Here is a 16,043-nt window from a genome sequence, read left to right as displayed (position 1 = left end):
CGAATAATTCGTAACAAACGCAGTAAAATCAAGCCTGATTTAGTGAAAATAGCGGCTTAACCCTCTAAAAACTTTAGACTGTCAAGACTTTTAAATCATGAGAAAAAAACAAAAAACTTTTTTTGCCTGCTCCGCCTGTGGCCACCAGTCACCAAAATGGCTTGGTAAATGCCCTGCCTGCGAATCCTGGAATACGTTTGAAGAAGAACGGCTGCCAACCAATGACCCGGCTATACTACCCGAACTGGCAAGCATCCAGACAGTTGCACGCCCCATGCCTCTGAACAAAATCCGTGAACTCTCGCCGATGCAGGGGCAGACCCGCATTGCTGAGTTTGACCGGGTGTTGGGCGGCGGCATTGTTCCCGGGTCGGTGACCCTGGTGGGAGGCGACCCGGGGATTGGTAAATCCACATTGCTGCTGCAGGTTCTGGGAAATCTTTCCACCGCCGGCCAACTGACGCTCTACGTCACCGGCGAAGAATCTCCGGGGCAGGTAAAATTGCGCAGCCAGCGGATGGATATTGCAGCACCGTCCCTCTACCTGCTGGCAACAACGGATATCAGCAACATTATTGCCCACTGCAACGAACTGCAGCCACAAGCCCTGGTCATTGATTCGATTCAGACAGTCACCACACCGGAGCACAATTCACCTCCAGGGTCGGTAACCCAAATCCGCCAGGCAACCGCCCACCTGATCAGCCTTGCCAAAGCAACCAATATCCCGTTGTTTCTGATTGGCCATGTCACCAAGGAGGGAGCCATCGCCGGCCCCCGGGTACTGGAACACATGGTTGATACGGTACTTTATTTTGAATCAGGAACCCAGCACCCCTATCGCATTCTGAGGGCAGTGAAAAACCGCTTTGGCTCCACCAACGAGATCGGTGTTTTTGAGATGACCGGCAGGGGTTTGCAGGGTGTCGACAGTCCCTCCCATATTTTTCTCGCTGAACGGCCGGCCAATTTGGCCGGCTCCCTGGTTACCGCAACCATGGAGGGTTCAAGGCCTATTCTGACGGAAATTCAGGCCCTGGTATCCACCTCGGTGGCTACCGGAATTCCCCGACGAACCATGCTGGGGATTGACAAAGGACGGGCTTCACTGATGATTGCGGTAATGGAGAAACGGCTTAATATGCTGCTTGGCGACAAAGATATTTTCCTCAACGTTATTGGCGGCTTGAAAATTATTGAGCCGGCGATCGATCTTGGTCTGGTGGCGGTCATGCTTTCCAGTTATCTCGACAAGCCAATTGCCCCAACGACCATGGTTTTGGGAGAGGTTGGTTTAACCGGTGAAATCAGGCGGGCAAACCTGCTGGAGCAACGCCTGCTGGAAGCAGAAAAATTCGGTTTTCAAAAGGTAATAATTCCTAAAAATAATTTAAAACGGACCGATAAGCATAACGTAGCCCTGGAAGAAATCAGCAGCATTAGGGAACTTCCTGCTGTTCTCTTTCCGTAGCATGGCAACTGCCTGCGACCAGCGAGCAATCCCCCGTTTACCATGAACGGATTTCATCCAAGCCCAGGTGAACAAGCACTGGTGATGGTCAGCGGAACAAAGGAGTAAAGGACCTTCTTTTAAAAACCACCAAGCAGCAAACAACGTGCCCGCAAGGCACTGCACCCTAGGAACTCCCCATGATTCACAAGATCCTTATCAGGTCAGCCATCGTTCTTCTTGTCTGCGGAGGCATGACCTTTTTGCCGGGTTTCCCGTGCAACGCGGCGATGGGTCAATCAGTCATTATTGGTGCCCAGATCACGTTGCTGGAGCAGCAGAGCGAGGAGGACCGCCGCTACCTCTTTGCCCAATTGCGCACCAGCGGCTTTAACACCATCATCCTGAGAGTCTTCCAGAATTCCACTGACCGGCATCATCAGTTCCCCGATTCGCAGTCATCACCACCATCAGCAGGGGTCTATTTCCAGACTTCCCTGGTTCCGGTAGTCAATGATCTGCTGCCCAGCGTCTGCGCAGACGCCCATGCCGAAGGGCTTCGTGTTTTTGCCTGGATGACGACGTTGCATGCCAATTACAACCACCCCGAGCTGCCGCAGAGTCATGCATACAACCCTAGCAGTGGACAATACCAGGCTACCGGTGCCCTTGATCCCGGCGCCCGCTGCAACCAGAACTTCCTCACCGCACTGTTTCAGGACCTGGCCGCCAATCCCATTGATGGCATCCTCTTTCAGGATGATCTGACCTCGCGTCATACCGTAGGCTTTCTGCCGGACTCTTCAGGGAAAAATTTTCTGCCAAAGCCGCAGTCACTCTACCAATTCAACGACCACGGAACAAAAATTGCCGGTTACCAACCGTCATTCTGGCAATGGACTGAAAAAAAGGCCAGGGGGTTGCAGTCCCTGGCCAATGCCCTCATGGCCGCTTGCCGGCAGGTTAATCCCGAGCTGCAGTTTGCTCAGAATATCAATTATGAGGTTCTCCTCACTCCCCAATGGGGACAGGCATGGTTTTCCCAGACCTGCGAGGCTCTGGGCAGTTCCACCGCCGACTACTTTTTTATCATGGCCTACCAGCAGCAGATTTACCAGGAGCTTGCCCTTGGTTCAGAAAAAGAGTTGCATGAGATCATGGCCCGCCTGTTTAAGGCCGGCGAAAGATTGGAAAAAGGCCGGCAACGGGTCATCTTCAAACTGCAGGCGGTTGATTGGCACCAGCAGAAACCGGAAACGGTCAGGACGTTGACTGGTTTTCTCCAGCTGCTGAAAGCCGCAGATCGCCAGTCGGTTATTCTGATGCCGTACAACACCAATCTCTTTGCCCGGACAATGGCTGAATTCACCAAACAACAAGTGGTTTTCCTGGACAACAGGAAGGCTGTTACTCAGGGGAACAGCGGTAACGGGAAAGGATATCATGAATGATGCTGCTGGTGGAATAGGAGCCAACGAACGGCAGGCTGTAAACCTGTCCACCGCGGCTTGCCACCAGTTGATGGCCGACAATCTCTTCCACCGGCCAGTCTCCACCTTTTACCAGGATATCAGGCTCCAGCAGCGTAATCAAACGGAGGGGATCCGAATCATCAAAAATAGTCACAAAATCGACACTGCGCAGGGCCGCCAGCATGATGCTCCGTACCTGCTGATTCAGAATCGGACGGCTATTCCCCTTGAGGCGCCGCACCGATTGATCAGAGTTAATCGCTACAACCAAAAGGTCGCCTAGCCCCCTGGCTTGTTCCAGATAGGTAACATGCCCCGGATGGAGGAGATCAAAGCAACCATTGGTAAACACAACTTTTTTACCTTCATGGCGTAGCCGATCAAGATGTTCTTTCAACTGTTCGGCCGATAGTATATGGCTTTCCAGGGTTTTCATGGGAGGCCTTTCCAAAAGAGTATAAACAACGAGGACTTGTTACTAAAAGGTATCTGTTATGGATTTATTTGAAAAAAAGATTCTTGTCGTTGATGATGAAGCAGACATTCGGGAGATTCTTGCCGACGCTTTAGATAGTCTTGGCTACCGGACCGACACCGCAACAGATGGTGAACAGGCAATAAAAGTTATCGACAAGGAGCATGATACTATTGCCGCGGTCATTTGTGACCTGAAAATGCCGAAGATTTCAGGCGAACAGGTGGTCCAATATCTTGCCAGCACCTACCCCATTATCCCGATCATCATCCTCACCGGTTTTGCTCAGCTGGACATGGCTCTTGACCATATCCGCATGGGCGCCTTTGACTACATGACCAAACCGTTCAAGGTCAAGGAGCTGGCTGTGACGCTCAAGCGGGCCCTGGATTACCGCAAGCTGAAAGAGGAGCAGGAACGCTATCAGGAACAGTTGGAAGCCAGGGTTAAAGAAGTAACAGCCGAACTTAACAACAGTGTCGTCCAATCAGTAGGCTCCCTGATTATGGCCATTGAAGAAAAAGATGTCTACACCCGGGGTCATTCCCACCGGGTCGCTTTTTATTCATCCATGGTTGCCCAGAACATGAATTTTTCAACAGAAGATAAAAAGGAGCTGGAATACGCCGCCCTCCTTCATGATGTGGGCAAAATCGGGATCAGCGAACAAATACTCAATAAACCGGGGAAGCTCAATAATGTTGAATATGAAATTATCAAGAGCCACCCGAGCAAAGGGGTTAAAATCCTTGAACCTTTGAGTTTCCTAAAAAACATTCTGCCCATCATCGAGGCCCATCACGAACGCCATGATGGCAGAGGATATCCAACAAAGGGCCTTATGCATGACCAGATCCCCCTGTTGTCCCGGATCATCTCAACCTGTGATGCCTACGATGCCATGACCTCAACCCGCTCATACCGGGAAGCACTGGATAAGAAAGCTGCATTGCAGGAGATTAAAAACGGCGCCGGCAGCCAGTTCGATCCGATCGTCGTCGATGCTTTTATTGCCACCTACAACAAGGTCCTGGCCGATATCCAATAGCACCTTTTCTAGCTATTGACTCCGAGACCAACTCACCGGCAGACCGTTCCTACAGCCACTCGCCGTCATCAGCATAGTTCTGCTGGAATTCAGCTAACTGCCGCCGAACCTGCAAAAACCTCTGTTTCATCCCCTGCAGCCACTGACGATGGTGATTGGCTTGGTCGACAGTGAAGAAAATATTTTCCGGTTTCAAAACGATATCCAGGACAACCCGGTCGTCCTGTAAAGCAAGGGTGCCAAAATTGCGGCAGACCTGACACTGCACCCGATTGCCACCCAGCAGCTGCACCGAATCGCTGCCACACAAAGGACAGCACCAGGCCTCGAATGGCCTTGGTTCAGGGGAAAAAAACCTCCCGGCCAATTGTTTGATCCGCTCCTGCTGCGCAGGATTCTGCCACAACGATTCACCCGGCAAGGCGCCATAGAATACTGCTGAAGCCTGTATCTTCAGACCGAAAATAAGGCTGAAACTTTGCAAGGCAGCTTCGGTGTAGCCGGCTTCCCCTTTGATGCCGGCAGTAACCAACGTTATGACCGGCTTGTCCCGCAGAGATGTCAGATGGGGATACATCTGCAGACAACGATCGAGGAAGACCTTCAGAATGCCGTTTTGGCCCATAAAATAGCAGGGAGAGGCAAGGATAATGCCATCAGCAGCAGCCATCTGGCTCATAATCGCCTGAAAATCATCATCAAGAGGACATTCGCCGTTGTCAAGACAGGCGTAACAGGCCCGGCAGGTTTTGATATTTTTGGCCGGCAGACGAATGAGCTTCAGCTGATAGCCATCCGGCAGGTTGCGGCAGATCTCCTTGGTAAGAATTTCGCAATTTCCCAGTTTTCTTGGCGAAGCAATCAACCCGAGAATAGTTTTTTTAGCCGTATCCATAAGAAACCCGCTCCTCTTCCCACAAATGAATGACATGCCGGAAATCCCTGCTTTCCGGCTGGCAAGCGAATGCCATTTTTTTGCACAAACAATTGTGCCGTTAACAAGCAGTTACAACCATGCCTCAGTTGTTCACCTTTATGACACCTGGAACCAAATGTCAACTTATCCGCTGGTCGCCGACGCTTTCCTTTTTTGCCAAAGGGCGCTATGATACGCTCACGTCTACACTGTGCAGGAGTTACCGTTATGGATAGAAAAATACTTGATAAAATCAGTCTGGCCCGGGGGGATATCACCACTTTTCAGGTAGACGCCATTGTCAATGCTGCCAACAGCAGCCTCCTTGGCGGCGGTGGGGTGGATGGAGCGATTCACCGGGCTGCCGGCCCTCAGCTGCTGGTGGAATGCCGGACGCTGCATGGCTGCCCAACCGGCGAAGCAAAAATAACCAAGGGCTACCAGCTCCCTGCCGCCTACGTTATCCACACGGTGGGACCGATATGGCGCGATGGCAGCAAAGGGGAACCGGCACTGTTACAGCAATGCTACAGCAATTCATTGCGGCTGGCCGCCACCCATAACCTCAAAACCATCGCCTTCCCGGCAATCAGCACCGGCGTCTATCGCTTTCCGCTTAAACTGGCAGCACCATTGGCGCTGGAGGCGATCGCCGCCACCCTGACCGAACTGACAATCATTGAGCAGGTTATCCTGGTCTGCTATAATGAGCAGGTGCATGAGATCTATGAACAGCTCCTTGCCCATCATCGGAGGCAGTAGTCATCGCAGGTATAACAGGCTGCGGTTTGACGAAATTTTTCACAAAATTCCCCCTGACCACACCCCGGGAAAGGGCTGTTAGTAACTTGTGGATAAAAACAGGAAACCCCCGCAATCATTAGAGAAACCACATACGTTCCATAAGCCACCGAAATTATTTAATTAATTTTTCTCCTTTATTTTCAATATGTTACAGGACGGTAGCCACTTATCTCTAGCCCCATAAAGGAAATTAGCTGCTATCACTAAAAGAGCCATGAAATTGTTGATAACTTTTCCATCAGACACACGTTTGCAGGCACTTCCGGTGGCTACTCAAGGCATCCCATCATGCACCGCATAGCTGCCGGTACGGCAGCTATGCGGTACGAAACCGGCTAAAAAGAAAGCTTGGATATTGCTATTGACAAAGAGCTGCTGCTCTGTTAGCGAACTAGGGTTTGCACAGAGCTGAAATAGTACCCAGGGGAAAATGACCTTTCCCCGCCTAAAAATGATAGTTGGTAATCGATGGATTTTGCCCTGAGGGGTTAATCTGCCATCTCCAAACCGGATACCAGATAAAAACAACCGGCCAGCAAAAGAAAAGGGCTCCCCATGTCCATCCTGAAAGCCGTCATGCTGGGTATTATCCAGGGACTGACCGAGTTTCTGCCGGTGAGCAGCTCCGGACATCTGGTCATCACTCAACATCTTTTGCCGGATTTCCAGCAGCCGGGGGTTGCTTTTGACGTCACCCTGCACTGTGCCACGCTGCTGGCAGTTATCATCTATTTTCAACAGGATATCAGGGCATTGGCAGGCGGTTTGTTTTCCCATGACCGTGATCTTGCCCGCCAGAAACGCCTGATGTTTGGGCTGCTGCTGCTTGCCACGCTGCCAACGGGACTCATCGGCTTCCTGGGCAGAGATCTGTTTGTCGCACTTTTCGAACAGGTGAAGATGGTGGGTATCATGCTGCTGGTCACCGGCCTGCTGCTCTGGGTAGCCAATACTATCCGTAACAATCGAAAATTCATTGGCGAGATCAACTGGAAAGACGCCCTGATGATCGGCACCGTCCAAGGCCTGGCCATTATTCCGGGAATTTCCCGCTCCGGCTCAACCATTGCCACGGCTATTCTGCGGGGCATCGACGGCCGTGAAGCAGCCCGGTTTTCCTTCCTGCTGTCAATACCGGCAATCATCGGTGCCGTTGTTCTCAGCTATGGTGATTTGACTATTGTTCCCATATCTGACCTGCCCGCCTACCTGGCCGGAGCGACCGCAGCGTTCATCACCGGGGTTGCAGCCCTCAAAATCCTGCTGATCACCATTACCAGACACCGGCTGAAAGCTTTTGCCTGGTACTGCTTTGCCCTTGGGCTGATAACTCTTGCAGCTTTCAGATAAATTGCCGGACAGATGAAACATCTCCTTACTTCAGCCATAGCTACAATTGTCGCCATCGTCGGCAAACTGGGATATGGCGGCATTATTATTATGATGTTCCTTGAAAGCTCTTTTTTCCCCTTTCCCAGTGAAGTGGTCATTCCACCGGCCGGCTATCTGGCCAGCATCGGTAAAATGAACCTGTATCTGGCGATTGCCGCCGGCATCCTGGGAAGTATTTTCGGAGCCCTGTTCAACTACTGGCTGGCGGTAAAACTGGGAAGGCCGGCAATTTTGAAAATCGGCAGCACCTTCGGCATGAGCGAGGCAAAATTCCAGCGGGTTGAACACATGTTCCGTGAGCATGGTCTATTCAGCACCTTTATCGGCCGGTTGATTCCCGGAGTCCGTCAGTACATCTCCTTTCCCGCCGGCCTGGCGCGGATGCCGTTGATGCCGTTTATTGTTTCCACCGGCCTCGGAGCCGGCATCTGGATTATTATCCTGGCGGCGATCGGCTATCTGGTCGGCAACAACCAGGAACTGGTGCAAGCATACGCCCACAGGTCATTCTACTACCTGCTGCCAGCCATCGTTATTGCGTGCGGCATCTATATATGGCGTCACAGGAGTGCCAGAAAAACTTCCTGAGATCTCTCTTTTATCCTATCCAAAAACAAGTCAGGGCCGGGGAAATCCCCGGCCCTGACATCATTCCTGCAGCTAAAACAATCAGCTACTTTCCCGGACACTGTCCTGCAACTTCTGGCGCAATATTTTTACTGCCATACGCTTTGTCAAAATGGGCGGCAAATTCAGCTGCCAGTTTAGCGCTGCGGGCATCATAGGCCTTTTTGTCAGTCCAGGTCTCCCTTGGATTAAGGATCTTGGACGGCACTCCCGGGCAACTCTGGGGCAGAAGAATATGGAACAGGCTGTCTTCGGTATAAGCAACATTTTTCAAACTGCCGTTGAGAGCTGCACGCACCAGACTTCTGGTCACATCAATATCCATCCGACTACCAATCCCGTAGGATCCGCCGCTCCAGCCGGTATTCACCAGGTAGACGTCGGTTCCATGAGCTTTCATCCGCTCGCCAAGCATGCCGGCATACACATCAGGGTTCCGGGGCATGAACGGCTCGCCAAAAAACCGGGAAAATGTTGTCACCGGTTCAACAATGCCGGTTTCTGTTCCTGCCAGCTTACTGGTATAACCCATCAGGAACCAGAGCATGGCCTGTTCGGGGGTCAACTTGGCAATCGGCGGCAGAACGCCATTGGCATCGGCAGTCAAAAACAAAATCGTCGAAGGATGGGTGCCCACCGAAGACGGCTTGATATTTTTCAGGCAGGAAAGCAGATACGACCCACGGGAGTTCGGGGTCATCCGGTCATCATCAAAGTCAAACACCCCATCGGGATAGATCATGGCATTTTCAACAATCGAGCCATGCTCCTCAAAAGGTGCCTCAAACATAATTGCCTGGTAAATTTCCGGTTCCTTGCGGGGATCAAGATTGATCAGCTTGGCGTAGCAGCCATTCTCAAAATTGGCAACACCACCGTCACCCCAGGCATGTTCATCATCACCAAGCAATGCCCTTTCAGGATCGGCCGACAGGGTCGTTTTGCCAGTCCCTGACAAACCGAGCAGCAGAGCAATATCGCCATCCGGCCCCTCGTTGGCCGAACAATGGAGCGGCAGAATGCCCTCGGCAGGAAGCAGATAGTTCATCACCGTAAACATCAGCTTTTTGATGCTGCCGCAATAGGCAGAACCGTAGACAATTCCCAGGGACCGATCCATATCCATGGCCACAGCCATATTGCTGGTCAAACCACCGGGCAACGTCCGCAATCGACCCTTATAGCGCTCACGATCCAGCTTATCGTAGGGCAGCACCAGCAGGGTAAATCCACGATTGGCAAAAATACTCTGGGCAATGGTATCCGGCACCGGTCGAAACATATTGTCAGTAAAGAGTGCCGACAGAGCATAATCAGAGATGGTCCTGGTGGGCAAGGCATAGGAAACATCGGCCCCCAGCACCCGATCGGTGACATAAAGGGTCTTTTTACCGGCCAGAACCTGCAGCGCATCGGCAAAAAGCATGTCAAAGGTTTCTTCATCAATGGGAATATTGTTGGGGGAATCCCAGTCGATATTGTGCTCGCTGACCGGCCTTTTGACCGTCACCGTATCCTTGGGACTTCTGCCGGTGGATTCCGGCGGCGTCCAGGTTGCCACCGCCCCGTTGGCAGCGACAATAACCTCCCGGTTCTCCACCGTTGCCCGGATTAAACTCTGCCGATCAGGATTCTCCCTGACGGCAGGATGCTTGCTCAACATGGTCGTTACTTCAGCCTGCAAATTCATACCCTGTTTCTCCTTCTCTGTTTTGCACAAAATTTCACATATTTATCGCCGTTGACCAGGAAAAATTTTACACCCTCCCCTAGACAGACTTTATCCGCCAAAGCTCATATCAATTTTTATCCAATTCCGCCAATACTTTTTTTGCTTCCTGAGATCCGGGAAAATCGGCGGACAATGACAAGGCCTGCTGCAGAGACCGAGCACCAGCCGCCGTTTCACCCCCTTTGACGAGGGCCAGCCCCAGGTGATAGTGAACCACCGGATTATCTCCCAACTGTTCCGCAGCTTCCCGCAGATAGGCGGCCGCCCGGGAAAAAACATTCTTCTTATAATAGATCCAGCCCAGAGTATCGGTAATCCTTGGATCCTCCGGCCGCAGGCGCTTGGCGTCTTCAGCAATGGACAAAGCACGGTCAATATTGCCCCCCTGCTCGGCATACAGCCAGGCGAGGTTATTCATAGCCGGCACAAATTCGGCATCGACCTCCAGAGCCTTTTCATAAATCGTCATCGCCTCCTGATAACGCTGACCCTGCTCCCTGATAATTCCCAGCAGCATGTAAGGAGCCAGCACCTTGGGATTCACCGCTATGACCTGCTCGTATTTTTGCTCCGCTTCATCAAGTTTTCCCATCCGACGATACAATCCCGCCAGATACATATAGGAGGAAAGCAGATTTTTATTTTTACCGATTGCGGTTTCAAAAGCCTGCTGTGCCTGGGGCAGCTTGCCCGTAGCCAAATAGATCCTGCCCAGCAGATTATCGGCGAAAGCATCAGTGGCATCCTGTTGTAGCAATGAATGGCAGAATTCCAGCGCTTTATCGGATTTTTTCTCGAGCATATACACCGCCACCACCTCAGCGGCCACGTCTTTCAGCTGTGGATTCAGTTCCAGGGCTTTATGGTAGTCAGCCAAAGCCAGGGCATATTTTTTCTGCAGGCGATAAAGCAGGCCCCGCTGAGCATAGCCACTGGGATTGTCAGGCTGCAGGGCAATCATCCTGGTGAACATCTCCAGCGCCCCATCACCTTGACGCTGGGCCACCAAAATCTTACCCCGCAAATCCATTGCCTGATAATCATCAGGCCGGCTGGCCAGCACCGCATCCACCAGACCCAGGGCGTCAGCATACTGCTGCCGCAGATAATGCAGGCGGGCCAGCTGAAAACTAGCATTGAGGTTGCCAGGCGCCAGCTCCCTGGCTTTTTCAAGTTCCATCAATGCCTGATTAAGATTACCACTGGCCGATAAGGCCAGGCCCGCATAATAATGAACCGGGGCAAAATTCGGCCAATCTTCAGTCACCTTGTTAAAGTCGGCTATAGCCTCTTCAAGCTTTTTATCGCGCAAAAACAGCCGCCCACGAAGATAGAGGGCTTTTGTACTCTTATCATTGCCAGCCAAAATATCATCAACCAGGCTAGAAGCTTGACCAGCCTGCTCCTGATCAAGGTATAACTCGGCCAACCTCAATTTTGCCGACTCCGAGTGAGCATCTACCTTCATGGCATCTTTGTAGGTCTGCAATGCCTTTTCGGTCATGCCGGTTCGCCGGTAAAAATCGCCAAGCATAAGCTTCGCATCCACATCCTCAGGGGAAGCTTGCGCCATGTCCAACAGTGTTGCTTCAGCCTTTTGCTGGTCGCCTAACTGGGACATGTAAAAATCAACGAGAACAACCCGCAAGCTTTTATTCTCAGAATTTTTAGCCACCAGTGACTCATACACCTGCCGGGCCATCACCTTGTCACCCATTCCCAGATAGAGACGCCCTAATGACAAGGCCGCGCCAATATCTTGTTCATCAAGAGAAACGGCCTTTTTAAGATGAACTAGTGCCTTCTCAAAATTTCCCTGCTGGCCATAAAAATTACCTAAAATAATGTGCGTACTGACACGCTGCGGGTCTTGATTGAGCGCCTGCAGATACGCCGCTTCCGCTTCTGAAAAAGCTTTATTATGGACATTGAGATGGCCAAGGATCATCAGTGCTTCGAGATTATCAGGCTCCTTTTCCAGTACCAGCTGAATTTTTTCCCACGCCTCATCATATTTTTTACTCAGGAGATAGAATCCCGCCAGTTTGATCTGTGCTGCCAGGAGTTCAGGATTGAGGGTTGCAGCATTGTAAAACTCCTTGGCTGCCTGCCGGGGTTCCTGGAGTTTCAAGTAAATCTCGCCAAGCTGATAGTGGGCTTCCGCATCCTGCGGATCTATTTGCACCACATTGAGATATTCAATTCGTGCCTCTTTATATTTTTCTCCCTTGACATACGCTTCAGCCCGCTGCAGATGGTCAGCCTTCTTCTGCTCAGCCGATTTTCCACAGCCGGACAGCAGGACGAATCCCGCAAAAACCAAAAGTATCATCACCATAACTAACGTCAACTTACGGCTGTCTTTTTTCATCCTCTGTTCCTCCGGCTGTCAGGTTTGCGCATCTTCATACCATCCCAAAAACGCTCAATTTTGAAATTCCACCACACTGTAACCAAACAGGTCGTTCACCTCCTGCAGCAGCTCTGTGGATGGCTGGATATTGTACTGTTCGGACAATGATAATACGGCCTCGCAATGGGACATGCGAACCGTTACATAACCGGGACAATTCCCCCGGTGGCGGGACAAAATTTTCTGCAGCCGCGACAGCTGCAACGTGGTCAGCTGTTTATGCTGCAAGGTGAACACTACCCGGTTGACCATTTTTTCCGTCGCTTCCTTAAGGCTCAGAACTGTTGTCGCCACGACCTTTGCATTTGCCTTTTCATCATCCACTTCAACCCGGCCTTCGATAACCAACGGCTCCTGGCTGTCAATATAGGGGGTGGCAAGCTGAAAGGCATCGGGAAACAAGGTCACGTCAACCGTTCCCGTGACATCTTCCAGATTTATAAAGCCCATCAGTTTTCCTTTAGCCGTCCGTTTTTCCTTAACGGCCGCGACCAGACCGCCAATACGAACCCGTGACTGATCACGGAAGCCGGTCAATTTGACTATCTCCACCGTGCCGCAGCGGCGCATCTCCGCCACCCGCTGCTGGAGCGGGTGGCCGGTAATATAGAAACCGAGCGCTTCCCGTTCATTAGCCAATTTTATTTTACCGGACCACTCATCAATATCCGGATAGCTATAGCCATTGTCAACCTCTTCATGGCCATCGCCAACCAGATCAAAAAGGGAAAGCTGTCCCCGCTGTTTATCCCGCATGATCCGCTGACCGGCATCGATGGCATCCTCAACAACAGCAGCCATTTTAGCCCGGCTGACACCAGTGGAATCAAAAGCCCCCGCCTTAATGAGGCTTTCAATCACCCTTTTATTCACCTTCTGGAGATCAACCCGCTGGCAAAAATCAAAAATAGAGCTGAACATGCCATTCTCATCCCGCTCACGAATCAGCTCCTCTGCAGCTTTACCACCGACATTTTTGATCGCTGCCAGGCCGAAGCGAATCCCCTCATCCACAACCGTAAACGAAATGCTGCTTTCGTTAACATCAGGGGGGAGTACCTTAATCTTCATCTCCTTGCATTCAGCAATATTTTTAATGACCTTATCCGAATTCTGCATATCCTCCATCAGGAGGGCGGCCATGAATTCAACCGGATAATGAGCTTTCAGATAGGCGGTCTGATAGGAGATATAAGCGTAGGCCGCGGAATGTGATTTATTGAAGCCATATTCGGCAAACATGGCCATCAAATCAAAAATATCACCCGCTTCCTTTTCACGGATTTTATTGGCTTTTGCCCCGGACATAAACCGTTCCCGCTGCTTCGCCATCTCTTCAGGCTTCTTTTTACCCATTGCCCGGCGCAGGATATCCGCCTCGCCCAGGGAATAGCCGGCCAGCACCTGGGCAATCTTCATCACCTGTTCCTGGTAAACAATGACGCCATAGGTGTCTTTCAGGATCGGCTCCAGCTCGGGCAGGAGGTATTCATTTTTCTGCCGGCCGTGTTTGCGATCGATGAAGTCGTCAATCATGCCGCTGTTCAGGGGTCCTGGTCGATAAAGAGCCACCAGGGCGATAATGTCCTCAAAACAGCTGGGTACCAGGCGCCGGATCAGGGACTGCATGCCGCTGCTTTCCAGCTGGAACACCCCGGTCGTCGCTCCGGAAGCCAGCAGTTCATAGGTCTGCTGATCATCAAGGGGAATATCACCAAGATCGAAATACCCTGCTTCCTGATCACGGTTGATCAGCCGCACCGCGTTATTGATCACCGTCAGGGTTTTCAGGCCGAGAAAATCAAATTTTATCAGTCCCAGTTCCTCAACCTTTTTCATGTCATACTGGGTGACGATTTCACCATTCTGACCGCTATATAGGGGCAGATACTCAACCAGTGGGTGGTTGGTAACCACAACCCCGGCGGCGTGAATGGAGGCATGGCGATTCAGCCCCTCCAAGGCATGGGCGATTTTCAGCAGCTGCTGCTCCTGGGCCGACCCCTTTTTAAGGTCAGCCAGCCGCTTTTCCATCGCCATCGCCTGATCGAGAGAGATATTGAGGATCGAGGGAATAAGCTTGGCTATTTTATCAACCTCGGCATAAGGCATATTGAGACCGCGCCCCACATCCCGGATAACCCCCTTGGCCTGCATTTTACCAAAGGTAATAATCTGGGCAACCCGATCGGCACCATATTTTTCCGTCACATAGCGGATAACCTCTTCACGGCCCCTGATGCAGAAATCCATATCAATATCCGGCATGGAGACCCGTTCAGGATTGAGAAAGCGCTCAAAAAGCAGGCCGTAGGGCAGCGGATCAATATCGGTAATTTTCAGAGCATAGGCCACCAGAGAACCGGCCGCTGACCCTCGGCCGGGGCCAACGGGGATACCTCGCTGCCGGGCATAATTGACAAAATCAGCAACGATGAGGAAATAACCGGCGAAACCCATCTTATTGATCATGGCCAGCTCGGACTCAAGCCTCATGCGGTAGTGTTCTTCAAGCTCAGCGGTAAAATCCGCACCATAAAACTGCTTGATCTTCGGCAACCGCTGGCCAAACCCGTCGCGGCTCTGGTGCTCCAGGTATTGGTTCAGGCTCTGTCCTTTAGGGGGGACATAATGGGGTGGATGATAATGGCCAAATTCAAACTTGTAGTTGCACCGTTCGGCAATCTCAATGGTATTGGCGATTGCCTCGGGATAGTCGGCAAAACTGGCAGCCATCTCCTCGGGCGACTTAAAATAGAGCTGATCGGTACCATACTGCATGCGGCTCGGATCATCCATATGTTTCCCGGTCTGAATACAGAGAAGCACTTCATGAGCCCGGGCATCATCAGCCATCAGGTAATGGCAGTCGTTGGTGGCCACCAGCGGCAGTTTAAACGTCTCAGCCAGATCAAGCAGTTGTTCATTGACCTGGTACTGATCCGCGATACCATTATCCTGAAGTTCAAGAAAAAAACGGCGGTTGGTAAATAAATCACGGTAAAACCTGAGCTCATCTTCGGCCTTCTGCCGCTCCCCGCGGCCGAGATGCACGGCAACCACCCCATGGAGGCAGGCACTCAGGGCAATCAGACCTTCATGGTGTAGGGTAAGCAGCTCCTTGTCAATCCTTGGCCGATAATAAAATCCCTCAAAATAGCCTTTGGTAACCAGCTGGCAGAGGTTCTGGTAGCCTTGCCGGTTTTTCGCCAAAAGGACCAGATGATGGCCAACATCATGATCTTTTCCGGCCCGTTTTTCATGACGACTGCCGGGAGCAACGTAGATTTCACAACCAATAATCGGTTTGATGCCATATTTTTCGGCTGTCTGATAAAAATCAACTGCTCCGAACATATTACCATGGTCAGTGATGGCGACCGCCGGCATTTTAAACTCGCTGGCTCTCTTCATCAGGTGTTCCAAACGGATAGCACCATCAAGCAAACTGTACATGGTATGCAGGTGAAGATGGACAAAATTTGAGTGTTTCATGATAACATAGGGAAATCAAAGGAAAATCTGGAAAGAAAAGAAATGAAACTGAGCTGATTAGGTGCAATTTTCTACCATAACCATGGTGGTTTTCCAAGGGAAAAAAATAAGATGGTCATAGTTTAAAGCGCCGGCAGGAAACTAGCACCTTTACAATTGTCCTGTTTTATTTTACAAAGATTGATGGACTCGCAACAATCGGCTTAATCCTCAAAAATC

Annotated in this window: 11 protein-coding genes; 6 read left to right on the top strand and 5 right to left on the bottom strand. The window is 51.2% G+C overall.

Annotated features, from left to right (window positions below; translation table 11 throughout):
- Window positions 1-97: 97 nt before the first annotated feature.
- Together radA and JXO50_08920 are read left to right on the top strand one after the other, a co-directional pair.
- On the top strand, window positions 98-1,471 hold the full coding sequence (radA, locus tag JXO50_08925) for a DNA repair protein RadA (protein MBN2333212.1): 1,374 nt from the start codon (window positions 98-100) through the stop codon (window positions 1,469-1,471).
- 179 nt (window positions 1,472-1,650) lie between these two features.
- Window positions 1,651-2,901, top strand: coding sequence for a hypothetical protein (locus tag JXO50_08920; GenBank protein MBN2333211.1), 1,251 nt, complete (start codon window positions 1,651-1,653; stop codon window positions 2,899-2,901).
- Here the strand turns inward: JXO50_08920 and rfaE2 are convergent.
- Entirely contained in the window at window positions 2,858-3,358 is a 501-nt protein-coding gene (gene rfaE2, locus JXO50_08915) for a D-glycero-beta-D-manno-heptose 1-phosphate adenylyltransferase (GenBank protein MBN2333210.1), read from the bottom strand. The two genes, JXO50_08920 and rfaE2, sit on opposite strands and share 44 nt — an antisense overlap.
- Before the next feature lie 58 nt (window positions 3,359-3,416).
- On the opposite strand from rfaE2, the gene JXO50_08910 reads away from it, so the two are divergent.
- Window positions 3,417-4,445: a response regulator gene (locus tag JXO50_08910; protein ID MBN2333209.1), complete on the top strand. Its 1,029-nt coding sequence runs from the start codon at window positions 3,417-3,419 to the stop codon at window positions 4,443-4,445.
- Window positions 4,446-4,494: 49 nt separating this feature from the next.
- On the opposite strand, the gene JXO50_08905 is transcribed toward JXO50_08910, so the two are convergent.
- On the bottom strand, window positions 4,495-5,340 hold the full coding sequence (locus tag JXO50_08905) for a flavodoxin family protein (protein MBN2333208.1): 846 nt from the start codon (window positions 5,338-5,340) through the stop codon (window positions 4,495-4,497).
- Between the two features lie 249 nt (window positions 5,341-5,589).
- Between JXO50_08905 and JXO50_08900 the strand changes: the two genes are divergently transcribed.
- The 3 genes from JXO50_08900 to JXO50_08890 all read left to right on the top strand — a co-directional run bounded on the left by JXO50_08900 (window position 5,590) and on the right by JXO50_08890 (window position 8,145).
- Window positions 5,590-6,123 carry an O-acetyl-ADP-ribose deacetylase gene (locus tag JXO50_08900; GenBank protein MBN2333207.1) on the top strand — a complete coding sequence of 178 codons (534 nt, stop codon included), beginning with the start codon at window positions 5,590-5,592 and terminating at the stop codon, window positions 6,121-6,123.
- Between the two features lie 597 nt (window positions 6,124-6,720).
- A complete protein-coding gene (locus tag JXO50_08895; GenBank protein MBN2333206.1) occupies window positions 6,721-7,515 on the top strand; it encodes an undecaprenyl-diphosphate phosphatase in 795 nt (264 codons plus the stop codon).
- A gap of 12 nt (window positions 7,516-7,527) precedes the next feature.
- Window positions 7,528-8,145 carry a DedA family protein gene (locus JXO50_08890; GenBank protein MBN2333205.1) on the top strand — a complete coding sequence of 206 codons (618 nt, stop codon included), beginning with the start codon at window positions 7,528-7,530 and terminating at the stop codon, window positions 8,143-8,145.
- Between the two features lie 85 nt (window positions 8,146-8,230).
- On the opposite strand, the gene JXO50_08885 is transcribed toward JXO50_08890, so the two are convergent.
- From JXO50_08885 to dnaE, 3 genes are all read right to left on the bottom strand, one after another.
- Window positions 8,231-9,874, bottom strand: a complete 1,644-nt coding sequence (locus JXO50_08885) for a phosphoenolpyruvate carboxykinase (ATP) (protein ID MBN2333204.1) — start codon at window positions 9,872-9,874, stop codon at window positions 8,231-8,233.
- Window positions 9,875-9,983: 109 nt separating this feature from the next.
- Entirely contained in the window at window positions 9,984-12,287 is a 2,304-nt protein-coding gene (locus tag JXO50_08880) for a tetratricopeptide repeat protein (protein ID MBN2333203.1), read from the bottom strand.
- A gap of 54 nt (window positions 12,288-12,341) precedes the next feature.
- Window positions 12,342-15,824, bottom strand: coding sequence for a DNA polymerase III subunit alpha (gene dnaE, locus JXO50_08875; protein MBN2333202.1), 3,483 nt, complete (start codon window positions 15,822-15,824; stop codon window positions 12,342-12,344).
- Between the last annotated feature and the right edge of the window lie 219 nt (window positions 15,825-16,043).

This window comes from Candidatus Anaeroferrophillus wilburensis (assembly GCA_016934315.1).
Taxonomy (GTDB): Bacteria; Desulfobacterota; Anaeroferrophillalia; order Anaeroferrophillales; family Anaeroferrophillaceae; genus Anaeroferrophillus; species Anaeroferrophillus wilburensis.
The sequence above is the reverse complement of the archived record's forward strand: the minus strand, read 5'-3'. Positions and strand labels throughout refer to the sequence as shown.